Source organism: Rhodospirillaceae bacterium (genome assembly GCA_040219235.1).
Lineage (GTDB): Bacteria > Pseudomonadota > Alphaproteobacteria > Rhodospirillales > Rhodospirillaceae > WLXB01.
This window is the reverse complement of record JAVJSV010000012.1, coordinates 496,220-520,469: the sequence shown is the minus strand read 5'-3', so window position 1 is coordinate 520,469 and position 24,250 is coordinate 496,220. Positions and strand designations below refer to the sequence as shown.

Here is a 24,250-nt window from a genome sequence, read left to right as displayed (position 1 = left end):
CGCATGACATGCTATCATAATTCATATGACAACATCTGCTCCCTATGCGCCGTCGTTCTCTTTTAATGAATGGCTTAAGTTCACCTGCATTCCACCCCGGCTCTATGCACAATACCTAGTGCGTAAGAATCTCCGAAAAGGGGAGACCGAGCTTCGCATCCTGAAAGACATTGTTCCCGCGGGCCGCGCTGCCTTGGATGTGGGTGCGAACAAAGGTGTGTACACATGGTTACTTGCTGATCTGGCGTCGCACGTACACGCGTTTGAACCAAACCCCAAAGCCTATCAATGGCTGGATCGGTCTCTGCCAAAAAACGTGTCCGCCTACCCACTGGCACTGTCCGACACGAACGGGCAGTCGACTTTATTTTTGCCGCAGCGGGGACGTGGCTATTCAAATCAGATGGGGTCCCTCAATAGAAACAAGGCTGAGTCCCCGCACGCCACTGTTCCAGTCGACGTGAAGACATTAGATTCTTTCGCTTTTGAGAATGTTGGCTTCATCAAAATCGACGTTGAGGGCTTTGAAGCCGAGGTGCTGCGGGGCGCTAAAGAAACATTAAAGCGTTGCAAACCGACATTGCTGATTGAACTTGAAGAGCGGCATACAGGTCGGCCTATCGAGTCTTCCATCATGGAAATCGTCGCACTGGGTTATGAGGCGCACTTTATGAGAAGCGGCGTGCTGCTGCCCCTCTCAAACTTTGATCCGGACGCCGACCACCGCACTGCCGTGGGGAAACCATCCTACACTTTTAACTTTATTTTTCTGCCCCAAACGACCCCTTCATAAGCCCTCCACTGGACGCTGAGCCTTCAGGCTGCTAAGCATTGAGCCATGATCGTCAGGACCATCATCGCACGAATTATGATCCCGGCTCTCTAAGGAGATCCGGGCGTCTGCCTTGCGTGAGTTCTAAATGAAATAAAGTTAAAGGAGACCGGCGATCATGGTCCCAGAAAAATTAACGCTGATGCTTCCTGTACGCTCTTTGAAGGTGAGAGCATCATGAGCTTGACCCTAAAAGATATTCAAGCGACGGCTGAGCGCATCAAAAGCGGAATTGTGCGCACCCCGTTCTTAGAGTCTGAAGCGCTTTCGCGCCGCCTCAGAACACAGATCGTTGTGAAGTACGAAAACCTGCAGCATACGGGTGCTTTCAAAGCGCGCGGCGCACTCGCCCGGCTTTCTCTTTTGACAGATGGTCAACGCGCTGCGGGTGTGGTCACCATGTCAGCGGGCAACCATGCGCAAGGTCTCGCCTATCAGGCGCAACGTTTGGGTACTCCCGCGACCATTGTCATGCCAAAAGGCACGCCGTTTGTAAAAGTCCGCAAGACATCTGGGTATGGCGCCAAAGTTGAGCTTGAAGGGGATACGCTTGAAGAGGCTGCGGCTCATGCCAACGTCTTAGCCGAAAAGCATGGCTTCACCTTTGTGCACCCATATAACGACATTGCGGTCATTTCCGGCCAGGGCACCATCGGCCTTGAGATGCTTGAAGACGACCCATCTCTTGATGTTTTAATAGCACCTGTCGGCGGGGGCGGACTAATCTCTGGCTGTGCTGTGGCCGCAAAAGGATTAAGGCCAGACATTGAGATTATTGGTGTGGAGCCTGAACTCTATCCGTCTTTGACCAATGCGCTCAAACAAACAAATCTCCCCTGCGCAGGCTCGACCCTTGGCGAAGGAATCGCCGTCAAAACACCGGGCCCCAATACGCTTCCTCTGATCGAGCAGCATGTAAAAGATGTTGTAACCGTGAGTGAAACCAGCATGGAACGCGCGGTGTCTATGTTTCTGTCCATTGACAAAGTCGTCGCCGAAGGCGCGGGCGCGGCTGCGCTGGCAGCCATACTTGAACATCCGGAGATGTTTGCGGGAAAGCGTGTCGGGTTGATACTCTCCGGCGGCAATATTGATGCGCGAATGCTGTCCTCAGTCTTGATGCGCGACCTGGTTCGGCTTGGCCAAGTCCTCACATTGTCTATTGCTATGCCGGACAAGCCAGGGCAACTGAACGCGGTGGCCACCATTTGCGCTGAACTGGGCGCCAATGTGTTGGAGGTAGCCCATACGCGCTTCGCCATGGACCTCTCCGCCAGCGCCGCACGACTGAACATCACGATCGAAACCCGTGATAAAGAGCATGCGCAACTGGTGATCAGCCACCTCACAGAAGCTGGATTCACAATCCGAATCAAAGACCCAACTGCGCCCTAAAGTTTGTTTAGATGTACTAGACAGCGCCACTAGTTACGACGGCTACCAGACGTGGCTACTTCACCATCTTGCTGACGGCTTTGAATTCCGGCGTGCCAGACACATGCAACCATTCAAATAATACCATTTCAACATTTACTGGTGTGATGCGATTGGCGAGCAATCTGTCTTTGGCCAGATCGACACTCTCTGTGCGACGAGACGCCGTCGCATCCATCGCCACATACACATCAAATCCAGCCTGCTTGAAGCCGAGTGCAGATTGCAAAACACAAACGTGCGTTTCCACTCCCGCAAGCACAATCTGACGCCGCCCGGCATTGGCCGCATTGGCGACATCGGCGAGAATATCTGGATCAGCTGCACAGGAGAAATGCATTTTCTCTCGCCGCACCGCATCCCCAGCTAAGTCTTCCAGCACAGAAACTGTCGGCCCCAGCCCTTTGGGATATTGTTCAGACATTAAAATAGGCACACCTAATTCAGACGCACCGCGCATGAGTAGGGCACATTGTTCAATCGCCTGATCCCCATCGTGCAAGGCCGGGACCAAACGCTCCTGGACGTCGACGATAATCAGATGCGACTTATCGCGGTCGAGAATCACAGTGCGCTACCTCCGGTCTTCAGATTGCTTGTTAAACAGATTATCAAACGCTTCGTCGTCTGGATCTCCAAGCTTCATAACATCTTCAAGCAACGCGCATCCAGCAACAACAGCCGGACGATTGCCCACAGCGTCTTTCCAGCGTTTGACATTGAGATACTCATCCATATCGATTTCATGAAAGTGGTTGATCTTTACCCAGGGATACGTGGCCATGTCGGCAATCGAGTAATCACCTGCCAGATAATCGACCTGGCCCAGGCGTTTATCCATCACCCGATAAAGGCGCTTGGTCTCGCCTTGATAGCGGTCGATGCCATACTGAATGCGTTGCGGCGCGTACTGTAAAAAGTGTCCACACTGACCAAACATCGGACCAACATTGGCCATCTGGAAGAACAACCACTGTATTGTATCATAGCGACCGGCTGGGTCTTCGGGGATGAATTTTTTGGTCTTCTCCGCCAAGTACAACAGAATCGCGCCCGATTCGAAGACCTTATAAGGCTTGCCCCCAGGGCCGTCTTGATCAACGATAGCTGGGATTTTGTTGTTGGGGTTGATCTTCAAAAATGACTCTTCGAACTGATCGCCCTTAAGCATGTTAATGGGGTGGACCTGATACTCCAGGCCACATTCCTCCAGCATGATGGGGATTTTGTGACCATTGGGCGTTGGCCAGTAGTATAAATCGATCATAGATATCCCTTTTCTATGTGCTGGAACCCTAACGGGGGAGACGCAGATGCTGAAGCACAGATATTGGTGCACATTCTAGCGATTCAAGCTCGCCTGTCAGCCGCAAAGCTTAACCGCAACGCCCTCCGCGCACTCTTGGCTGTAAAAGCCCGAAACGCTATGGTGCGCGTATGGCTAAATCACCAAACCCGCCGATGAACCGCAAGCGCGTGATTATCTGGATGACCGTCGCCGTGGCGATTATCCTTTTGACGATGACGGTTGTTCTTTTAGGCGCGTTGCCGCCCTGGCCCGTGTGGCTATTTTTTGGCCTGTCTCATGCGTTTTTCTGCACGATGATCTGGAAAACCAAACCCTATTCCGGGCCTTTTAAAGAGCCGATGGAAGACATCATCGCACCCTCAGACAGTTGAATAGAAGGAATAGCGCTTAATCAATTAGGCGATCGAACACATATTCCCCTGTGGCCGGAACCCGAAACACCACAGACCCATCCGCCTTCAGGCCAGCTTCCCGATACGTCAGCTGATCGCTAGAAATCACTATATGAGACTCTAACGTCATCGTCGTCTGGGTGCCCTGTGAAACGATTTCACATGTTTTTGGGATGCGCGCGACAAACTGGTCACCTTCTCGGGACACCGGCAGCAAACATGTTTCGGGATAGCCAATGGTGTCCTCCCGAGTCATCCCACGAACCTTTTGGGGATATAAATGCGCATTCAACCAAACGTCCGGTTCCTTCAAAGTGAAGAAATCCATTGTGATTCTGCCGGTCGTTTCATTCAGGTTAAACACCCAAATGCGTTGCCGTTGCAAATCACCTGTGGAGCTGCCGATAGGCCATTGAAGATAAATAACAGAGTCGCCAAACGCCGGGACATCAATTTGCTCAAACACCGGAAACAAAAGATCAGAGGCTTTGGTAACCCCGCCTGTGTCGAATTGCTGTTGATTGGAATACCGGCCTTGCACCCACTCTAAAAGCTGAGCCAGATCAGCTTGGCTTAATGTTTCCGCTTGCACTTTCACGGGCAGCACCCAAGCCGCCAAAATGATACATGCGATCTTTAGTCTTGAGGTCATATGCCTATATAGCCCTTACTGAACGTGCCAAAGTCGTACAATGTCGCTTTAAGACTGTCACAGTCTAACCTTAATCAGCTTAGAGACTGAAATTAAGGTTAAAACCAAAGGAGACCCGAATGGGCCGGATCGCCACACTGTTATTTGTTTTACTGCTCACCGCGCCCGCCATAGCGGACGAAATCGCGCGCGGCAAAGTGACCGCCCTGTCCCAAGTTGACTCCCCATGGGACCACCACTGGGACTACTTCAAAGCAAAAATTAATGAGTCTCCCATTGTCGAAATGGAATACTTCATCCGCGGTGAAGTCGGCACAGAAGAAACAATGCTGACGGCGCTCAGGCGTAACCGTATCCAGATTGGCGGCATCACCATGTGGGGCTTGGCTGGCATTATTCCAGAGGCCGCTGTGCCGATGATCCCTTTCCTGTTTGACTCAGAAGAAGAAGTCGACTTTGTCTTCGATAACTACCTTCAGAGCATTTTTACGGACTTTCTCGCAGACCGGGGCTTGGTTTTTCTGGAATGGTCCGAGGTTGGCTGGAACACGCTTTATGCCAATAAGCCCGTCTTGACTCCAGCGGCGGCAGAGGGGTTGAAGCTTCGTGGGTCCCCCAATTTCGCGGCGCAAGCCTTCCTGCAATCTGTCGGCGCGGACTCGATTCCCTTGGGCACAGCAGACATTGCACCAGCGCTCCAGACCGGCCTCGTGGATGGTGGCCTTTCGAGTTTGGTGTTTTTCTATTACGGACTGTCAGGTTTCGCGACAGACGTCACTGAGACGAACCAATCCTACGATCAAGGTATTCAGATGGCCAACAAACAGTGGTGGGATAGCTTAACCGATGAGCAGCGCGCTGTGATCAAAGATGCATTTTTCCCCATCGCCCCTGCCCGTGAAGACGTCCGCACCCTGATTACCAACCTCAAATCCAACATGGTGGAACGAGGAATCTCTATTCATACCCCGACACCAGACCAGCGCGCCCTATGGGTTGAAGCAACAGCACCCTCGCACAGCATCATTCTGGATGAAATCGGAGGACGGGCCGAAGAGGTGTACGCCGCAATCCAAGAAGGCAAGCGCGCGTTCGCTGCACAATCTGCATCCGTAGAATAGCCACGCCGACAGAATAAGGCGTTTCTGCCGTAATGCGATTGCAACCTCTGGCCCAATCGATAAGATGGCTTCAATAGAAACGTTTTTGAATCGCTTGGGGACTTCGTTTTGCAAAAGGCAAAAGCCTTCCTGCACTATCTGAAACTGTTTGAGCAAAGCCTGTGCTTCATCGCCTTTTTGGTGATGGCCGGCGCGCTGATGGGCGACGTGTTGCGTCGCGAGTTCACAGGATCCGGATGGTTTGGCGCACCACAAGTCGGCGTGGTCGGCATGATCATCGTTGCCTACATGGGTGTATCACTGGCCTCTGCCAACGGATCTCATTTCAGGCCGCGCTTTGCTGATATTGTTTTGCGCCGCTGGGATGACTTGGCCAATCGCATTGGCGAACTGGGCTTTGCTGTTTTCTGCTATTTTCTGGCCTACATCGCCTTTAGCGTTGCCTATGAAAGCTACGAGTTGAGAGATGTCTCAGCCGTATTGCGGTGGCCTATCTGGCCGGTGCAGGGCTTTATTGTGCTTGGATTTGCCTTGGTGGCCGTTCGACACACCCTATACGGCATTTTTCTTGAATTGCGCCCGATCCCCCCGGAGTCCGTCGAAGGTATGGAGATCGCAACAGACACCACGGCTGAAGGCATTAAAGACGGCGAGCGTGATTACCAACAGGAAACGCAGCGATGAATGGTTTGCTGCTGGCGGTCATCCTGATCGCACTCTTGATCTTAAGGATGAACATCATCGTCATCCTTGGGGTGGCAACGTTCTGGGCCTACTACTTCTGGGGCGGCGGCGAGTTGATGAACGTCGTCTACGACATGTGGGACGCCTCTAACCGCGAAGTCCTGCTGTCGATCCCACTTTACATTCTCGCCGGCTCCATCATGTCACAGGGCTCCATCGCTGAGCGCCTGATCCTGTTGATGCGCTCGCTGACCAAACCTATTCCGGGCGGGCTAGCCATCGCGGGTCTGTTATCGTGCGGTGTGTTTGCCGCCATTTCAGGATCTTCGGCCGTTACATTGTTGGCCGTTGGCTCGATTATGTATCCGGCCCTGATTCAGGAGGGCTACTCCCGCCCCTTCTCCATCGGTATGTTGTGCGCGGGTGGCACACTTGGGATTATCATTCCGCCGTCGATTCCGCTCATTTTGTATGGTGTGATGACGCAATCCTCCATTGCCGATCTGTTTCTTGCTGGCACCGGACCCGCAGCCCTCATTTTGGTCGTCTTGAGCCTCTACGCCATGACGGTGAATTGGTCGAAACGTGGCGATCTCTGGGAACTGAGCGAAATCTGGAGCACCTTCAAAGGGGCCATCTTCGCGTTGATGACGCCTGTGGTGATTCTCGGCGGGATCTACTCAGGCTACTTCACTCCCACAGAGTCAGCCGCCGTTGCTGTTCTCACTGCCTTGAGTGTTGAAATCTTTGCTCACAAACACGGCTTTATGCATCTGGTCACTGGTCGCTTTGGTGACTTAGGTCAAACTTTCAAAGATGCAGGAAAGTTGGTGTGGCGGGTGGTCGGAGACACCTCGACCTTAATGGGTAGCTTGTTTCCCATTCTCGCGATTGCACTGTCGTTAAATGTGTTCATGACTTACGAGCAAGTGCCAGGCCGGATTGTTGATGTGATGACCACGTTCATCGATTCGAAACTGCTCTTCCTGTTGATGACTAACTTGTTGCTGTTGGCTGTTGGCTTGTTCCTGGATATCGGCGCCGCCATTTTGATCTTGAGCCCGCTGCTGCCACCCATGGCCGCAGATTACGGCATGGATACCATCCACTTCGGCATCATGATGATTGTGAACTTGGAAATCGGCTACCTCACACCGCCCATGGGACTCAACATCATTATTGCCATGGGAGCTTTCCGCGAGGATTTCCTGACCATCGTCAAAGGGGTAATCCCCTTCATTCTCTTGATGCTGCTGTGTCTGATCATTGTGATGTTTGTGCCATCTCTGTCGCTGTTCTTGATAGATTAGAAACCGACCAAAGTTTATGCGTGTTACACCTTTTGGCCTCTTCAACGATTCAAGCGAGATTGTGCTCCTGCATCAACACATCTCACTGAATGTCATTGCGCGCGGTTGATCGAAAAGTTGCCTAAAACTGGAGACGGAGCACAACTAGAACAGCTCAAGCCTTTAGATTTTCGGCCGCGCTGAATTAGATTTTTAGGCTTTTCATTCACTCAGATAAAAACCAATCAGCATATGTCGCTCAAACAACTTCATTCTTCGCTGAAAAACACCTTCCGTCGTAGAAGCTCAACAATCGACTTCAAGGCACTCATAAAACTTCATGTCGGAGGAAAAGAAGCCAAAGAAGGATGGGTTTATTTTCGATGCTGAAAATAAACCCATCGTCGATTTCGTTGGCACCTGCGCAGATATGTCTGTTTTCCCAGATGGGTGCTGCAGCGATATTTACTGCTCACATGTCATAGAGCACCTCTCGCTCGCAGGTGAATTAACCCAGGCAGTAGAAGAATTCTATCGCTTGCTTGCGCCGGGCGGAACTCTACGCGTGAGCGTGCCAGACGTATCTGTGCTTTTCCGGTTTTATAATGACCCACGCAGTAATGCGGAAGCGCGATTAGAACTTCTTAAATTTACCTATGGTGGGCAGACTGATCACTATGATTTCTATAAGTGTGGATTTGACCCGGAACTCCTACATCTTCTGCTGAACACCTCCGGCTTCGAAGATATTGAACAAGTGCATTTTTTCGAGCTTTTTGATGATAGTAGCAACCTTATGATGAACGACACGCCATTATCAGTGAATATGATGGCGAAGAAAGGCGCTTGACGATTTCTCCTTCAGCAAACCCACCGCACTTAAAAATGTTGAGCTACCTCATTTCACACAGCCGGAATAACGCACACATCCAGCGTACCACAGCCCATGCGGTAACCTTTTGCTTCCTGATATTTATCTGACGCTACATACTTTTGATACGCCTCTAAGGACGGGTACTCAAAAATCACAACGCGGCCATTTTCAAACTGCGCGCCTTCGATGAGGGTTTTTTCATCCGGACCACCGGCCCCGATAAGCTTGCCGCCAAACTGCTCTGCCAAACCAGCGACTGTTTCCGAGTACTTTTTAAATCCGACCGGGTCTGTAACGCGCGCCTGACCAATGACATAAACCGTCATAAATTTTCTCCTAAGTCTGAGATGATAACTGTGTGTCTAGGCCCTTTCCGGCCCCACCGCGACAATCGCTTTGCCAACGTTTTCGCCGCGCATAAGTTTCAAGAACTGCGCTGGCGCAGCAGCAAGTCCCTCCGCCCGGTCTTCTTTCACTTTCAGATGCCCGGCGCGCATCCAACCTGACGCTAAATGCAAGTAGCGTTCTAAATCGCCTTCGTAATCATAGACCACAAGGCCGAACATTTTTGCTCTGCGCCCAATGAACGGACCCAGTCCGATACCCTGAAATGTTTTAGAATGATAATCCGCTGGACGCCCGCACATAACCACCCGCGCATACAGCGACAAATGAGGCGCAAGCTCCATCAAAAGCGGCCCGCCAACATTGTCGTGATAAACGTCGATGCCGTCAGGGCAAGCCGCTTTCAAGGCATCTTGCCAGCCGGATTTTCTGTAGTTCACACATGCATCAAAGCCGTAAGACTTGGTGACGAGATCACATTTCTCCTGCGAGCCAGCAATACCAACAACGCGCGCGCCGCGTAACTTGGCCAACTGTCCGACACATCCGCCAACCGGACCGGCCGCCGCAGACACAACCAATGTTTCCCCGAGCATAGGCTTGCCAAGATGCTCAACCGACCCCCAGGCCGTGAGGCCCGGCATTCCCAAAGGACCAACTGCAGTGGACAACGGCCCCACCGATGGGTCAACACGTTGCACCACTTTCTTAGGACCAATCACGGCATGCTGCTGCCAACCCGTTTCAGCGACCAGATAATCACCAGCTTGATAGGTGTCATCGTGACTGCGCACCACACGACAGACACTGCGGCCATAAATCACATCACCCTCTGTGAGCATGGTATGGCCGGGATGGTCGCCACGGATGGCCTTGCGCACATACGGATCAAGCGACAAGTAGACCGTCCGCACCAGAAGTTGCCCCGGCACCGGGCGCGGCATGGGCGCTTCAACGACACGAAAGTCAGACTCATCGAGCATGCCATCGCGTTGCCGCGCCAATTGAACTTGAAGGTTCACCGCCATAGTTGGCCTACACCCCGAACACTGAGCGTTAGAGTTTCTCCGGACCGATCGCGACCATGGCTTTGCCAACATTTTGGCCGCTCATCAGTTTAGCAAAATGCGCCGGAGCCTTCTCAATTCCATCAACACAATCTTCATGAAAATGCAATTTGCCCGCCTTGACCAACGGCACAGCGGCCTTCAGAAACTGATCAATCTTATCGTAATAGTCATACACGACGAGCCCAAGCAATTGCGCCCGCTTGCCAACGAACGGCCCCATATTGTGACCATTCCAGCCGCCATCGTCACTGCGATTGTATTGTGACACCAGACCGCACATCACAATTTTGCCGTACAAGTTAAGCTGCTGTGTGATGGTGTCGAGAACGGGTCCGCCAACATTGTCAAAATAGACGTCAACGCCATCTGGGCAGGCGGCTTTGAGGTCCTCAGCCCAATTTTCATTCTTGTAGTTTACGCACGCATCGAAGCCATATTCTTCAACAACGATTCGGCACTTTTCGTCAGAGCCCGCGATGCCAACCGCACGGCAGCCCTTAGCTTTCGCCAGTTGCCCCGCTGTCCCACCGACAGGCCCGGCGGCGGCCGTCACCACAAACGTATCGCCAAGACCAGGCTGAGCTAGACGCTCAACGCCAGCCCAGGCCGTCAAGCCTGGCATGCCCAACGCGCCCAAAGCAGACGACAAGGGACCGGCGTCTGGATCAATCTTGCGCACTTCGTCTTTCGCACCACCGTCAGAGACACAGTATTGCTGCCAACCAGATTCGATGACGATGTAATCGCCTTCCGCATAATCAGCATGTTTGGAGTCTGTGACCTGCGCCACACACCGCCCGCCAATCAAATCCCCTTGGTTCAAACGACTATGCCCCATATGACGCCCGGCGATTGCCCCGCGCATATAGGGGTCTAAAGACAGATAAATATTACGGGCAAGAAATTCTCCTGGCCCAGGTGTGGAGATATCCATTTCCGCGATTTTAAAATCGCTGATCTTAGGTTCACCCTCTGGTTGGCGGGCGAGTTGAATTTGTTTGTTGGTGGCCATGTTATCCCCGTTGGCAAATTATTTGATAAGTGTTGTGTATTTATACTCTGTCATAAGTAAGTCTTTGCAACACTTAAGCCTTATCCCCCTGTGTAAGCGGCTAGGTCTTCGGTCAGATCAGCAAGCAACAGGCGCAAATAGTAATCGCCGCCACCCGTGGCCCGTACATTGTCCAGAAAAAAGCTCATCTCCTCTTTTGAAGCATTTAACGCGCAGCCGTCAAATAACCCTTTCGTGACATGGCGAACGTAAGAGACTTGTGCCGCCAGACGCCCGGCCTTGGCAGACTTCGACCACCACATTTCTGCATCACAAATATCATCGGATGCATCCGGGCGATTATTGGTAATCAAAGCGCCCATAACAAACTGTGCCTGCCGGTGGCCAGCCCGCGCGGCTTTGTCCATCGTCGCCACTGCATCAGCACTGCGGCCGTTATAGAAATAGACGCGCGCCAACTGATAGGTCAGTCGTGGATTGCCGGGATCGGCTTTGAGGTCAGCTTCACAGGCTGCAATTGCCGCTGGCTGATCGACATCAGCTGTTGCAACACCGGCAATAATACGATCCGGGTCTTCGGGATGGGACGCAAGACGATCACAGGTTGTGACCGTCTCTTGTGCCATTGCCGCTGTCGGCGCAACACCGCCCAAGGCCAAACCGCAGACGGTTAAAATACATGCTGTTGTTCGCACCTTATTTGGCATGGTCAGAGGCCGCGTAGGTTGCCGCAACTTCGTCAACCAATATTTGCTGGTAGTAGCCATCCGCCTGACCGCGGGCAGACTCAATGAAACTCATAATTTCAGAAGAACTGGCTTGAATATCACAGCCTTTAAATTTGCCGTTTGCAACATGACGCGGATAACTCACGCGCGCTGCAAACCGTCCCTGACGGGCGGATCGCACCCAAAGGTCTTCAACTTTGCACGCATCTCTTTTTATGCCTTGAAAAGCTTCATCGGTGATGTAGCCGAGCACAAACTGCGCCTGCATCGATCCCGCTTCAGCGGCAAACTCAAGGTGCGGTAGAGACTGAGAGCCATCGCCACTGTAGAATAAAACTCGGCCCAATTGATATCGAAGGCGACGGTTTTCTGGGTCGGCAGCAACCGCCGCTTCGCAGGCCGCCTGCCCGGCCAGAAGAAGCACATCATCAACGCCAGGCGCAACACGCTCAGGATCTTCCGGATGAGACACTAAAATATCGCACTCAGTGACAACTTCATCTTCCGCAAGCGTTGGGGCGGCAAATGCAAGGGCAACGGCTGCGACCGTAAAGTTAAGAGCTTTCATACTTAATTTCCTTCTCGATAAATGTTGAAATCTTCTGTGACATCTGCTGTCCACATGCTGCGGTAATAGTCCGAGGCCATGCCTTTGGCTGTTTCTAAAAAGCCTGCCATTTCATCGGCACTGGCCTGAACCGTGCAGTCGTCAAACCTGCCGCGCACAACGTGATGAGGATAACTGACCAAAGCAGCAAACCGGCCCTGGCGTGCTGATCTGAGCCAAAGCTCCTCGGCCTTACAGAGGTCCTGTTCAATGCCACCAAGGCCGCCGCCATAGATGTAGCCAAGCACAAACTGCGCCTGGCGATGCCCAGCGTCTGCTGCAAAAATAAGATGCGGAAGTGCTTCTTCACCACGGCCGGAATAAAAATACGCACGCCCCAACAGATAGCGCAGCCGGCGATTTTCAGGCTGCATATCCGTATCCGCGGTGCAGGCGGCAATAGCGGCCGCTTTCCGCATGTCTGACTGGCTGATGCCAGGTGCAACCCGTTCGGGATCAGACCCATGCGATGCCAGACGGTCACATTCAGTCACGGCCTCCGGATCTGGTGCGGCGTTGGCTGGAGCTGCCGCCACCATCATCAGTAGGGTCGTAAGTAACAGTCGCATCATGTCCCTCCCGTTAGCGTAAATGCGCGTCATTGTGAATTAGGGGATAGTTTCAAGGTCTTGACGCAGATTGGCAATGAGCAAACCACCCACATAGTCTAATTGAGGGGCAGCCTGATCTAAAAAAGCAGACATGGCCACCTCAGACACACGCTGCGCGCAGGTATCAAAACGGCCTTGAACAGCCATATCGACATAGCTGACTTGAGCATTAGCGTGATTCTGTTGTGCCGCAGCCCGCCAAAGCTGCTCGACTCGGCAGATGTCTTGCGGCACGCCTGCATAGCCGCGCGTCATGATTAAGCCGAGCAGAAACTTAGCTTGCCGGTAATCTTGCTGAATTGCGCGCTCGAAAGACGCTAAAGCCAACTCTGTCTGACCATCGTAAAAAAGCACCCGCGCCAGCTGATAGGAAAAACGCGCCTCCTCCGGATAGGTTGCGACGGCGAAACGGCATGCCATGATCGCTGCGGGGAGATCGACCTCAACCCGGAGCACACCTTCCGTCACGCGATCAGGGTCTGGCGGATTCGCAGCCAGGCGATCACACCCAATAATGACCTCTGAGGTGACATCCGTGGCCGCGGCCGGTGCCGTCCAAACAAACGCAGATAAAATCAGGTAACTTAACCGTCGCACCTTGGTCCTCCCTAAGAGGGGATGCTATACCCCGGGTCAAAATCCTGCGCAAACGGCTGCGTCCTAAACGTCCGAGGGGAGAAAGTCTTGGAAATCGATCTGTATCAGGTGTTGGTGTACTTGCACCTGTTGTGCTTCGTCTACTGGTTGGGGGGTGATCTTGGAGTCTACTACTCGTCTGGCATTCTCATCAAACCCGGTTTAACGCCGGAGGCTCGGACCTATGTGCGAAAAGTGATGCACTGGCTCGATCAATTCCCACGGGTCTGCATGCCACTGGTGATTGCGCTGGGCTTTACCATGGGCAACATGATGCTCTGGTTCGAGATCGCCAGTCTCTGGCTCTGGTTGATCTGGGCGATCTCGGGCATTTGGGTGTTCTTTGTCATTTATTTGTTTCTCGGCAATGGCAACCCGGACACTATAGCCTTGGTCCGCCGTGTTGATTTAGCGATGCGGTGGGTGATCGCGCTGACCGTGACCGCGCTCGGCGTCACCTCTTTGATGGGCACCGGCATTACCGAAGACAAGTGGCTGGCCGCTAAACTCCTGATTTGGGCGGGCACGGTATTCTGCGGTATTTCGTCTCGCTATACCATGAAGCCTTTCGGTGCAGCGTTTAGCCGGGTCATGAATGAAAAAGAGACGCCGGAAGATATAGCGCAAATGAAAAGTGCGCTTTACACCACCCGCATTCCCATTTTCATGATTTGGGGATTGGTTGCGATTGCCGGTGCAGTTGGTCTTTGGAAACCGTTCTAAGCAAACGATCAAGTCACGCGAAGGAGGACTAAGTATGTACGACCTTAAAGACAAAGTGGCGATCATCACGGGTGCGGGCCGCCCTCAAGGTTTAGGCGAAGCTATGGCTGTGCGCCTGGCCCAGGAAGGCTGCAAAGTCGTCATTCACGATATTGGTCAGGTCAAAGGAGACATCGCGCCGAAGCACGGCGTTGGAACGTCCGACGAAATTGACCAGGTTGTTGATGGCATTAACGCCACTGGCGGTGATGCTGTTGGATATGCCGCAGACATGCTAGTGGAATCCGAAGTCGAGGGCTTGATCGCTTTTGCCGTTAAGACCTATGGCCGTCTGGACATTCTGGTGAATAACGCCGGGATTGGATATCTATTCGGTCCGTTGATCGAGATGACCCAAGAGCAATGGGATGCCGTGCTGGGTGTAAACTTGCGCGGTTGTTTCTTTGGCATCAAACACGCAGCCAAGCAGATGATCAAACAAGGCAACGGCGGCCGCATCATCAACATCGCCAGTCAAGCTGCGAAGTCGGGCTTTGGCAACACGGCAGCCTACACCTCGTCCAAGCATGGTCTCGTCGGCCTGACCCGGGTGGCCGGTATTGAGCTTGCCTCGCACAAAATTACCGTCAATGCAATTTGTCCAAACCACGTCACCACTGGGCTCGGTGCCTGGCAAAACGACTTCATGTCGAAGGCTCAAGGCAAAACTGAAGAGGAATACTTAGACGGCATGCGCGCCCGCATTCCCATGGGGCGTGTCGGCCTGGTGAAAGATATCGCCAACGCCTGTGCGTTCCTGTGTTCTGATCAAGCAGATTACATCACGGCAGAGTCCATGAATGTGTCCGGCGGCGAGGAGTATCACTAAACATGTCAGCTCCTACATTTACATGGCCCGACACTAAACGCCTGGCCGTCTCTGTTGTTGTGAACGTTGAAGAAGGTGCAGAAGAAAGCATCGCCGACGGCGACCGCATGCCCGAGCCCGTTGATGAGCTGCAAGTCATCATGAAAAAAGGCCGCAACCTGGGCAACGAGTCCAACTACCAATACGGCATACGCGCCGGCGCGCCGCGTGTTTTAAAACTACTACGCGATCAAGGCATCACCGCCACCTTCACCGCAGCCGCCCTCGCCCTCGAACGCGCCCCAGACCTCGCGAAAGAAATCGTATCCGACGGCCATGAAGTATGTGCGCATGGCTATCGCTGGGCCCACCAGCATTGGATGAAGGAAGACATGGAACGCGACTTCATCCGCAAGGCTGCCGAGTCCATTGAAAAAACCTGTGGCAAACGTCCACAGGGATGGTTGTCGCGTTATGTGCTGACCGAGAACACACGGCGTCTACTGTTGGAAGAAGGCTACAGCTATCATATGGACGATTACTCTGACGACATCCCGCGCTGGGATGTTGTGGATGGAAAACCCATTTTGATTTCCCCCTATGCGCTGGACACCAATGATATGAAAATGTGGATGGATCCGGCCTATACACCAGATCAGTGGGAGCGTTATCTGATCGATACCTTTGACTGGCTTTATGAAGAAGGCGCTGTATCCCCAAACAAGCTCATGTCCGTGGGCGTGCACCTGCGCATTGTTGGGCGCCCGGGACGCATGAAAGCGTTTCAAAACTTCCTCACCCACGCCGCATCCAAAAAAGACGTCTGGTTTGCGACCCGCGCCCAAATTGCTGATGCCTACGCGGCGCAGGTTCCCGCCCCCATTTAAATTCTAACCCTTTACATCCGTCACAGATACTAAGGAGCATGACATGGTCGTAGAAGCCGCCAAGGTTGGAGAAAACCGCTACCGAGAACGTGGTGGCCGTTACTTTGAAGATTTCAAAGTGGGCGACATTTATGAGCACCGCCCTGGACGCACCGTGACCATGACCGACAACATCTGGTTTACTACGCTGACCATGAATTCACACCCGGTGCACTTTGATGCCGAATACGCCAAGCACACAGAATTTGGCCAGCCGTTGATTGTTTCCACCCTGACGCTAGCGATTATCACTGGCATGAGTGTTTCAGATGTCAGTCAGAAGGCGATCGCGAATCTGGGGTGGACAGACATTATGTTGCCGCACCCAGTTTATGCAGGCGACACGATTTACGCAGAATCAGAAGTGCTTTCTACACGACCAAGCAAGTCCCGGCCTGGGCAGGGAATCGTTAAAGTTAAAACCACCGGCTTTAATCAACATAAAGACATCATTTGCACGTATGAGCGTACGGTTCTGGTGATGGGACGTGACAATAACGTCGAAGAGAAGGCAGGATATTAGTCATTCGAACGCTTTGAATTAAACAGGCTGGTAAGTATGAAAGTCCTCTTGGCGTTAACCCTTCTCTCAATCATTGTCCATCCTGCTGCTGAGGTTGGTGCCGATACGTTAAACACTGAACCTCAAGCATTGGCGGCCAACTCAGGCCCCGCTGCCGTCACGCGTATGTCGATGGTGCGGCGTCTGTATGATTTCTCCAAAGATATTCCCGCCATTCGCGCGGCCAACGAACCGGGTCATCAAAAGCACCTTCTTCAATTCGGCCAAACCATCGTCTCATCCGCTTTGCTGGCCGATGACGGCACGCGGATCGGCAGCGTCTCGATCAGTGACATCGCTGATTTGGAGACCATTCAGCGTTATGTGTACGACGATCCCTTCACACAGGGAGGGATTTACAAAGACATCACCATCGAACAGCTAGATGTATATAAAATAGATGGCCGCTATAACCGGGCACCCGCATGGTTTGCGCCAGAGCTTGAACGCCGTCAAAAAGCCAACGGGTACGATCTCCCCGTCAAGCCGACTGGCAATGCGCCAGCCACAGTCATGTATCTGATTCAGAAAAGCTATGCGGACAGAGATGTCGTTGATGGCATTATTGAACGTCTGCAAGACGCGCACTACGAACACCTAAGGACCTATGGGGCCAATGTCGTCTCAGCCTCGGTCAAAGATGAAAACAGCAAGACTCTCCGCAGCATGGCTATTGGCGACTATGGCTCCTGGGAAAATGCGGCGCGATTTGTCTATGAAGACCCCTACACCCGGGCAGGCATGTTCGACGCCATCACTATTGACCGGGTTGATCTTTACAAACTGGACGGATCATTCGAACGTGCGCCCGCCTGGTTCTACGACACAATGACGCAAAGCCAGACGGGGAGCGCAGAGAAATAAAACGCTATTGCTTTGTGGCGCTGCCGAGACGTTGACGTTCGGCCCCAATGTCTTGCATGGATGCGCCGAGTTGCGGGCCATCTCCCTCAACAACCACTACAAATGGCGCTGGCGCTTCAAGAGCCCACATTTTCCATCCCGGTTCACCGTCGTCGACAACGTCAACCCAGCGGTCTTCTTTATCGCCGCAGGTCTGGATCACCTTAAAGGGCACGACGGAATCAATCGGTCCTGTGATGCGCGCCAGAAATTTGAATACACCAAGATGTAAGGCTGGCAGGTTTCCGCGCCAAATCACTTCATCGTAGACTTCCGTGATGGTCTGGTTGCCGCGCTTGATCGGCTCATCCAATTTACGCATCACAAGTTCGGTTTCCCAGCCGTCTTTTTGTTCCGGCGCAAACAGGGGAACGCTAGCCGGAATTTTCATTCTGACTTCCGTGGTATCCAGAAGGCCGCAGCCATGCGGCACCATCAGATTAAGGAATTCATTATAGTTGGCTCGCCCTTCGAATCCTTCGATGATCACATGCGCATTTGCTGGCGTAACCATGGCACAAACCGCAAGCGCTGCAGCTGTAGATTTAAGACCAGAGATCCAAGACTTAGACATACTTACCTCTCCCGATTTTGAATGTGGCAAAAGCCTACGCGGAAACCATCAACGCTGGCGCATACTAACTGCGACGAAGCTCGGAATATGGGCTGGAACGTCCGGTCCTTGGTCACAGCAGTGATGAACAGCGACCGCTGGGCGTGCACCTCGACCAAGGCCGTTGCGCTACTTCTCCCTATGACTAAAGTGCTGAGCACGCTGACTAAAGTGCACAAAAGCTTATCTTATTGGTGTGTGTAGTATCGTTCAATCGCTGCTAAACACGATCCATCATCGTGAAAAAAGGATATTGTCCATGCGGGACGATCACGCAGCCTCAACCCTCTCTGAGGAAGAACTCGAAGCCATTCGCGACTCGGTTCGCGCCCTGTGCCAGGATTTCCCGGGCGAATACTGGCGGGAGCTGGACGAAAAACGCGACTATCCAACAGCCTTCGTCACCGCGATGACCGAAGCCGGGTTTATGGCGGCGCTGATCCCGGAAGAGTACGGCGGGTCTGGCCTGGGCCTCAAAGCCGCCTGCGCCATTTTGGAAGAAATTCACAAAAGCGGGTGTAACGCTGGCGCCTGCCATGCCCAGATGTACACCATGGGCACAGTATTGAAGCACGGCAGTCCCGAGCAAAAAGCCGACTGGTTGCCGAAAGTTGCCTCCGGTGAAATTCGCTTGCAAGCCTTTGGCGTCACCGAACCGACCTCTGGCACCGACACCTTATCGCTGCAAACAACGGCGGTGAAAAGTGGAGATCATTACGTCGTCAACGGCCAGAAAATCTGGACCAGTCGCGCCGAGCACTCCGACTACATGGTGCTGTTGGCCCGCACCACGCCTAAAGATCAAATTGAGAAGAAAGGCGATGGCCTGTCTGTGTTTATGGTCGATATGCGGGACGCCCTGAAAGACGGCATGACCATCCGCCCAATCCGCACGATGATGAATCACGCCACCACCGAAGTCTTTTTCGATGATGTCAAAGTGCCGGCCACCAACCTCATTGGTGAAGAAGGCAAAGGCTTTCGCTACATCCTTGATGGCATGAATGCCGAGCGCACGCTCATCGCGTCTGAATGTCTTGGTGATGCGCAATGGTTCATCAAAAAGGCAACAGATTATGCCAATGAGAGAAACGTGTTTGGGTCCCCTATTGGCAAAAATCAGGGCGTTCAGTTTCCCATCGCACGAGCCTACGCGTCTTACCGTGCCGCCGCTTTGATGGTCAACGAAGCCGCCACAAAATTTGATGCCGGTGAGAAATGCGCTGAGGAGGCCAACATTGGCAAAATGCTGGCCTCTGAAGCCTCTTGGGAAGCGGCAGAAATGTGTGTGCAAACCTATGGTGGATTTGCCTTCGCGGAAGAGTACGACATCGAGCGTAAATTCCGCGAAACGCGGCTCTATCAAGTGGCGCCGATCTCCACAAATTTGATCTTGGCCTACCTGGGGCAAAACGTCCTTGGCCTGCCACGCTCCTACTAGAAACTGATCCGCCCCATGGCAAAACGCCCGCCCTACTTCGCTGGTTTTGACATCGACCAGATGTTGACCGATCACCCCATCGGTGATGACTTCCTGCCAACCTTTACACAGATGAGCCGCGACGAACTCCATACGCTGCAAAGTGATCGCTTCATGTCTTGCGTAAAGCGGGCCTGGGAGATCCCTTTTTATCAACGGCACTGGGGCGCTGTTGGTTTGGAACCCGGCGACATCTCCTCGCTCGACGACATCAAGAAAATTCCGGTCTTCGGAAAATCCGACCTGATGAAGTCGATTGAAGACCATCCCCCATTCGGGGATTTTGCAGGCACTGATTTTTCCGATGACAACCACAGGCATGCGGTGATGCACACCACATCCGGCACAACAGGTACGCCGCAAGTCTTGTTGTTCAGCCCCAAAACCCGGGAGATGCAGAACCTTCTGGTGGCGCGGGCCTACCTCTTCCAGGGCCTGAAAGGGTCGGACGTAGTTCACTCCATCTACGGTCACGGCATGGTCAACGCCGGACACTATATGCGTGAGGCCGTGCTGCACTTTACCAACGCGATGTTCTGCTCAGCAGGCACAGGCGTCGAGACGCGCTCGGCCCAGCAAGTGCAGATCATGAATCGCTTCAAGACGACCGTGATCGTTGGCTTTGTCGATTACCTCAAACGCCTCGCCACAGTCGCACGCGAGGAAGGTCTAGAACCCGGCAAAGACATTCCCATCCGCATGATCTCAGGCCACTTTGGCCGTGAGGATCGCGATGAAATATCGCGCCTGTGGGGCGGCGCGGAATGCTTCGACTGGTATGGCGTTGGCGACACTGGCATCATTTGCAGCGAAGGCCCCGATCACACCGGCATGCATGTGTGGGAAGATGCACACTACGTCGAGATCACGGATGTCGACAGCGGCGAACCCCTAGAAGACGGTGAACAGGGCGATGTCATCGACACGGTTCTCTACAAAGATGATCTTTATCCGATGATCCGGTTTAACACCCATGATGTATCTGCGTTGCACACAGGCGCAAACGATACCGGTCTGGTGTTTAAACGCATGCAGGGAATTTTTGGCCGCTCTGACAACATGGTCAAGCTGCGCGGCATCAATGTGTTCCCTCATGGCATCGGCGGCGTTTTGCTTGAACGACCTGAATTCGACGGCGAGTTTTTCTGCCGCGCGGTTCGTGATGAACATGGCCGGGATGATATGATTGTGATGGTTGAGATCAATACCGACCCCTCGCCAGATTTAGAAAAAGCTTACAAGGAACTGATCAAGACCCGCATTGGGGTCGATATGCCCATAGAGTTTTACAAGCCGGGTGGACTCTCTGATTTGACTGAAGTGGATAAACGACAAAAGCCTAAGCGCCTCAGCGACGAACGGTTTTAGTCGGCGATTTAGCTAACAACATCCTTCACTGAGCGAACAATACACGCGTTAGGACGTGGAGTTTGCATAGCACTATACGGAATACTACGCTCACCTTTAAATGTTGAACGTATTCTTTCCGCCAGATCACAATGTGCACCCCAGATTACTTAATGCCAAATGACACAAAGAGTCGATCGTCATGTCGTCCATAAAGGAAGTCGTCGCGCATGCCATGAGCTTGCATCGTCAAGGTGATGAAGACGGGGCGGCTGCCGTTTTTGAAAAACTCTTAAAAGCCAAACCAAACGAGCCCCTGGCGCTGGATTATCTTGGGACACGCGCCAACAAAAAGGGCGATTACAAAACCGCCATTACATTGTTGCGGCAAGCTCTGGCCCAACCGAAGTGCCGTCCCGCTGTGCGATTGCAACTGGGACATGCGTTGCGCGACAGCGGCCAGCTCATTGACGCCGCAGATACGTACCGCCGTCATGTCGCGGATTCTTCAGACCCCATCGGCGCCTCAATTTTTGCCGACGTTCTGTTTGAGTTGGATCGTATTCAAGAAGCTGAGACAGTTCTGCGCCAAGCCATCGAATGGAAACCGGGGTATGTGAAGGCCCTGTGCCAATTGGCCCGGGCCTGTGATGAAGGCCATAAACCAACCGACGCGACGGAATTCCGGCAACAGGCTGTCGACTCAGAAGATACAGGGAAACAGATTGGGCTGATGAAAGCGGCAGCCCAGCTTGATCTGGGCAATATTGAAGCGGCCTTCGAAGCTCTGGACGACAGCGTCAACGGATTGTTCGGGGACGCATTTGACGATGCCATATCAGCCTTAGACTTGAGCAGTCTACCAGACTTGCAAGGCAAACTGCCCTCAGCCATGGGCGTGCCACTGATCGTCGCCAGTGGCGATCCGATGTACGTGCGACGGTATGGACCAGCGCTGGCGCGCTCCGTCGCCGCCAATTCTCCGGGTTCAGACCTGCATCTGCACGTGGTCATTCCAGGACTGGAGGGGGAACCGCCGCCCCTGCCCGCTGACATGCCCGGACACAGCCTGACCTGGGAAGTTGAGCGCCACGCAAACCGCGTCACGTTTTCGACCCGTCGTTTTGTGCGCGCTGCCGCGTTGATGCGGGTGATGGACCGGCCTCTTGTATTGATCGATATGGATTCCATCGCAAATAAAGATATCGCCACAGCCAATACAGGTTTGCCGCCCTTTGATGTCGCCATGCGCTATCAAAAGAATGAGATTTCCCTCAATCAACGCGCCTCAGCAGCTTTTCTCACCTTGGCACCAACTTCAGCAGCACAAAAATATATCGACGCTGTCGCCGCCTATATTCAGTACTTTGAGCGCAAAGGCACCGCTCATTGGTCGCTAGATCAAATGGCGTTGCTCGCCGCACGGCATAAATTTCTCGCCGCCGATTCAGGCAACAGCGTCAAAATTGTCGACGTGCCAGATCGATATGTTGATTGGCGACGCCATGGACCAGACAGTGTGCTATGGACAACCAAGGGTTCTGGAAAGGCCCTTCCGAAATAACACGCCCCAAAATGTTTCAGGTTAGAAGATGGCGACAGATTTCATAGCACTCGGCATTGCCGGGCTCAGCCGGGCGTTGGAGTCCGGGGACACCACAGCCATGGCGGCTACAGACTTTTACCTTGGTCAGATTGCTGCGCAGAACGAAACCTTAAACGCATTTATCACCGTGATGACAGATGCGGCGCGGCAGGCGGCCCTCGCGTCAGATAAGCGCCGTGCCAACGGCAAGAGTCTGGGGCCGCTTGACGGCATCCCCATTGCCTTGAAAGACAATATTGACGTCGCAGGCGTGCCCACCACAGGCGGCATTGAAGCCTATCGGACTCGCACAGCCGATGAAGATGCCGATGTGGTCCGCCGCCTGCGTGACGGAGGGGCCGTCATCTTGGGTAAGCTGAATATGCATGAGGGCGCTCACGGCGCGACAACAGCAAACGAAGTTTATGGCTTCTGTCAGAACCCACACAAAATTGGCTACACACCGGGTGGATCATCTGGTGGGTCTGGCGCAGCGCTTGCGGCAGGGCTTTGCGCTGGGGCGTTGGGGACTGATACTTTAGGATCAGTCCGCATCCCTGCATCGTTCTGTGGGGTCGCCGGACTGAAGGCAACCTATGGGCTGATCAGCGCGCGCGGCGTGATGCCGCTGGCTTATGCGCTTGATCATGTGGGACCCATGGCAAGGTCGTGCCACGACCTCACCATACTGCTGACAGCGATGGCAGGATTTGATGCCAACGATCCGGCGGGTCGTCATGGGCCAACCACGTTCGCCACCGCCTTGGATGAACCCACTTCATTGACAGGGTTACGCATTGGATATTTTTCGGACTTAAACAAAGTCAGCGGCGACGTTGTTGACCCTGCAGTTTCAGTGGCTTACGCAAAATCCATCGATAGAGCGAGAAACCTTGGCGCAGACATGGTCAGTGTCAGGTGGGATGGTTATGAGCCCGCCAGCCTGCGATCGAAAGCGCTGCTGCTGATCGAAGCCGACCTCGCCAATACGCATGCGGATGGTCTTGCGCAAAACCCGGACGGCTTTAGCGACACGTTCCGGGCCGGAATCGCTTTTGGCGCTTCCCAATCCGCACCTAAGTTGGCGAAGGCTCTGCGCCTGATAGAAGAAGTCAGGCCCGTGGCACGCCGCATGTTCTCAGAGGTTCAAGCGTTGATCACACCGACGACGCCGGTCACAGCCTTCTCGTTTGATGCCGACATGCCAAAAACAATCACAACTTTTACCGCGTTCGCTAATTACGCAGGCTGCCCGGCGCTGTCGGTGCCTGTGGGCAAAACCGAAGACGGCCTGCCGCTGGGCGTGCAGGTTGTCACTCCAAAGCGTGAAGAAGCGACCGCACTGCGCATTGGGGCTGCGTTAGAGAGATAAGCGCTGATATCAGTCGCCGCGATAGCACGCCGCACTGACCCGACCCAGGAACAAATCTGCAACCATCTCAGGATTAGCCACATCACCAGACTTGCGAATTTCTTCCGTCACGAATTGCTTGATCAGGTCAGGCTCCATCACCTCTTCGACCTGACGTATCACACCCTCTCGCGCGGCCTCACAAGACGCTTCAGAGCCAAACCCGATGGTTTGCAAGGTCAGGGAGTCCACACCTTTTTCATCGCTGCCGGGCGCCAGCGCTGCCACAATCAATATCCATTTCATAACGCACGCTC

General features: G+C 53.3%; 28 protein-coding genes. 16 read left to right on the top strand and 12 right to left on the bottom strand.

Annotated features, from left to right (window positions below; genetic code table 11):
• Positions 1-25 precede the first annotated feature (25 nt).
• Both RIC29_12675 and RIC29_12670 read left to right on the top strand, forming a co-directional pair.
• Positions 26-793 carry an FkbM family methyltransferase gene (locus RIC29_12675; GenBank protein ID MEQ8735773.1) on the top strand — a complete coding sequence of 256 codons (768 nt, stop codon included), beginning with the start codon at positions 26-28 and terminating at the stop codon, positions 791-793.
• 216 nt (positions 794-1,009) lie between these two features.
• Positions 1,010-2,227: a threonine ammonia-lyase gene (locus RIC29_12670; protein MEQ8735772.1), complete on the top strand. Its 1,218-nt coding sequence runs from the start codon at positions 1,010-1,012 to the stop codon at positions 2,225-2,227.
• A 55-nt stretch (positions 2,228-2,282) separates the two neighbouring features.
• On the opposite strand, the gene RIC29_12665 is transcribed toward RIC29_12670, so the two are convergent.
• Together RIC29_12665 and RIC29_12660 are read right to left on the bottom strand one after the other, a co-directional pair.
• Positions 2,283-2,834, bottom strand: coding sequence for an isochorismatase family protein (locus RIC29_12665; GenBank protein ID MEQ8735771.1), 552 nt, complete (start codon positions 2,832-2,834; stop codon positions 2,283-2,285).
• Positions 2,835-2,840: 6 nt separating this feature from the next.
• Entirely contained in the window at positions 2,841-3,533 is a 693-nt protein-coding gene (locus RIC29_12660; GenBank protein MEQ8735770.1) for a glutathione S-transferase N-terminal domain-containing protein, read from the bottom strand.
• Positions 3,534-3,703: 170 nt separating this feature from the next.
• On the opposite strand from RIC29_12660, the gene RIC29_12655 reads away from it, so the two are divergent.
• Entirely contained in the window at positions 3,704-3,946 is a 243-nt protein-coding gene (locus RIC29_12655; GenBank protein ID MEQ8735769.1) for a hypothetical protein, read from the top strand.
• 16 nt (positions 3,947-3,962) lie between these two features.
• On the opposite strand, the gene RIC29_12650 is transcribed toward RIC29_12655, so the two are convergent.
• Positions 3,963-4,619: a CpcT/CpeT family chromophore lyase gene (locus RIC29_12650; GenBank protein MEQ8735768.1), complete on the bottom strand. Its 657-nt coding sequence runs from the start codon at positions 4,617-4,619 to the stop codon at positions 3,963-3,965.
• Positions 4,620-4,738: 119 nt separating this feature from the next.
• Between RIC29_12650 and dctP the strand changes: the two genes are divergently transcribed.
• From dctP to RIC29_12630, 4 genes are all read left to right on the top strand, one after another.
• Complete coding sequence (gene dctP, locus RIC29_12645) at positions 4,739-5,740, top strand: TRAP transporter substrate-binding protein DctP (protein ID MEQ8735767.1); 1,002 nt, start codon at positions 4,739-4,741, stop codon at positions 5,738-5,740.
• Between the two features lie 108 nt (positions 5,741-5,848).
• The gene (locus tag RIC29_12640) at positions 5,849-6,424 is read left to right on the top strand and encodes a TRAP transporter small permease (GenBank protein ID MEQ8735766.1); all 576 of its coding nucleotides are present in this window, start codon (positions 5,849-5,851) and stop codon (positions 6,422-6,424) included.
• On the top strand, positions 6,421-7,734 hold the full coding sequence (locus RIC29_12635; protein ID MEQ8735765.1) for a TRAP transporter large permease: 1,314 nt from the start codon (positions 6,421-6,423) through the stop codon (positions 7,732-7,734). The genes RIC29_12640 and RIC29_12635 overlap by 4 nt, the downstream gene beginning before the upstream one ends.
• 319 nt (positions 7,735-8,053) lie before the next feature.
• Positions 8,054-8,563, top strand: coding sequence for a methyltransferase domain-containing protein (locus RIC29_12630; protein ID MEQ8735764.1), 510 nt, complete (start codon positions 8,054-8,056; stop codon positions 8,561-8,563).
• A gap of 53 nt (positions 8,564-8,616) precedes the next feature.
• On the opposite strand, the gene RIC29_12625 is transcribed toward RIC29_12630, so the two are convergent.
• The 7 genes from RIC29_12625 to RIC29_12595 form a co-directional block, all read right to left on the bottom strand.
• Positions 8,617-8,913 (bottom strand): DUF1330 domain-containing protein, encoded by a 297-nt coding sequence (locus tag RIC29_12625; protein MEQ8735763.1) that lies wholly within the window; start codon positions 8,911-8,913, stop codon positions 8,617-8,619.
• 36 nt (positions 8,914-8,949) lie between these two features.
• Positions 8,950-9,960, bottom strand: a complete 1,011-nt coding sequence (locus RIC29_12620; GenBank protein ID MEQ8735762.1) for an NADP-dependent oxidoreductase — start codon at positions 9,958-9,960, stop codon at positions 8,950-8,952.
• 28 nt (positions 9,961-9,988) lie between these two features.
• Positions 9,989-11,014, bottom strand: coding sequence for an NADP-dependent oxidoreductase (locus tag RIC29_12615; GenBank protein ID MEQ8735761.1), 1,026 nt, complete (start codon positions 11,012-11,014; stop codon positions 9,989-9,991).
• Positions 11,015-11,094: 80 nt separating this feature from the next.
• Positions 11,095-11,721 (bottom strand): tetratricopeptide repeat protein, encoded by a 627-nt coding sequence (locus RIC29_12610; GenBank protein ID MEQ8735760.1) that lies wholly within the window; start codon positions 11,719-11,721, stop codon positions 11,095-11,097.
• Complete coding sequence (locus RIC29_12605; protein MEQ8735759.1) at positions 11,711-12,310, bottom strand: hypothetical protein; 600 nt, start codon at positions 12,308-12,310, stop codon at positions 11,711-11,713. Before RIC29_12605 ends, RIC29_12610 begins: the two co-directional genes overlap by 11 nt.
• Before the next feature lie 2 nt (positions 12,311-12,312).
• Entirely contained in the window at positions 12,313-12,921 is a 609-nt protein-coding gene (locus RIC29_12600) for a hypothetical protein (GenBank protein ID MEQ8735758.1), read from the bottom strand.
• Positions 12,922-12,957: 36 nt separating this feature from the next.
• Positions 12,958-13,557 (bottom strand): hypothetical protein, encoded by a 600-nt coding sequence (locus RIC29_12595; GenBank protein MEQ8735757.1) that lies wholly within the window; start codon positions 13,555-13,557, stop codon positions 12,958-12,960.
• Positions 13,558-13,644: 87 nt separating this feature from the next.
• Between RIC29_12595 and RIC29_12590 the strand changes: the two genes are divergently transcribed.
• The 5 genes from RIC29_12590 to RIC29_12570 are packed head-to-tail and all read left to right on the top strand — an operon-like array spanning position 13,645 to position 17,518.
• Positions 13,645-14,319 (top strand): hypothetical protein, encoded by a 675-nt coding sequence (locus tag RIC29_12590; GenBank protein ID MEQ8735756.1) that lies wholly within the window; start codon positions 13,645-13,647, stop codon positions 14,317-14,319.
• 34 nt (positions 14,320-14,353) lie between these two features.
• Positions 14,354-15,187, top strand: coding sequence for an SDR family NAD(P)-dependent oxidoreductase (locus RIC29_12585; protein ID MEQ8735755.1), 834 nt, complete (start codon positions 14,354-14,356; stop codon positions 15,185-15,187).
• A 2-nt stretch (positions 15,188-15,189) separates the two neighbouring features.
• The gene (locus RIC29_12580; protein ID MEQ8735754.1) at positions 15,190-16,053 is read left to right on the top strand and encodes a polysaccharide deacetylase family protein; all 864 of its coding nucleotides are present in this window, start codon (positions 15,190-15,192) and stop codon (positions 16,051-16,053) included.
• A gap of 43 nt (positions 16,054-16,096) precedes the next feature.
• Positions 16,097-16,615: a MaoC family dehydratase gene (locus RIC29_12575; protein ID MEQ8735753.1), complete on the top strand. Its 519-nt coding sequence runs from the start codon at positions 16,097-16,099 to the stop codon at positions 16,613-16,615.
• Between the two features lie 36 nt (positions 16,616-16,651).
• A complete protein-coding gene (locus RIC29_12570) occupies positions 16,652-17,518 on the top strand; it encodes a hypothetical protein (GenBank protein ID MEQ8735752.1) in 867 nt (288 codons plus the stop codon).
• 4 nt (positions 17,519-17,522) lie between these two features.
• Here RIC29_12570 and RIC29_12565 read toward each other — a convergent pair whose 3' ends face one another.
• On the bottom strand, positions 17,523-18,131 hold the full coding sequence (locus tag RIC29_12565; protein MEQ8735751.1) for a YcnI family protein: 609 nt from the start codon (positions 18,129-18,131) through the stop codon (positions 17,523-17,525).
• A 298-nt stretch (positions 18,132-18,429) separates the two neighbouring features.
• Here RIC29_12565 and RIC29_12560 point away from each other — a divergent pair, with 298 nt between their 5' ends.
• The 4 genes from RIC29_12560 to RIC29_12545 all read left to right on the top strand — a co-directional run bounded on the left by RIC29_12560 (position 18,430) and on the right by RIC29_12545 (position 23,954).
• Positions 18,430-19,611: an acyl-CoA dehydrogenase family protein gene (locus RIC29_12560; GenBank protein MEQ8735750.1), complete on the top strand. Its 1,182-nt coding sequence runs from the start codon at positions 18,430-18,432 to the stop codon at positions 19,609-19,611.
• 15 nt (positions 19,612-19,626) lie between these two features.
• Positions 19,627-21,018 carry a phenylacetate--CoA ligase family protein gene (locus RIC29_12555; protein MEQ8735749.1) on the top strand — a complete coding sequence of 464 codons (1,392 nt, stop codon included), beginning with the start codon at positions 19,627-19,629 and terminating at the stop codon, positions 21,016-21,018.
• A gap of 181 nt (positions 21,019-21,199) precedes the next feature.
• Entirely contained in the window at positions 21,200-22,561 is a 1,362-nt protein-coding gene (locus tag RIC29_12550) for a hypothetical protein (GenBank protein ID MEQ8735748.1), read from the top strand.
• A gap of 28 nt (positions 22,562-22,589) precedes the next feature.
• A complete protein-coding gene (locus RIC29_12545; protein ID MEQ8735747.1) occupies positions 22,590-23,954 on the top strand; it encodes an amidase in 1,365 nt (454 codons plus the stop codon).
• A 9-nt stretch (positions 23,955-23,963) separates the two neighbouring features.
• On the opposite strand, the gene RIC29_12540 is transcribed toward RIC29_12545, so the two are convergent.
• The gene (locus RIC29_12540; GenBank protein ID MEQ8735746.1) at positions 23,964-24,239 is read right to left on the bottom strand and encodes a hypothetical protein; all 276 of its coding nucleotides are present in this window, start codon (positions 24,237-24,239) and stop codon (positions 23,964-23,966) included.
• Positions 24,240-24,250: the final 11 nt, after the last annotated feature.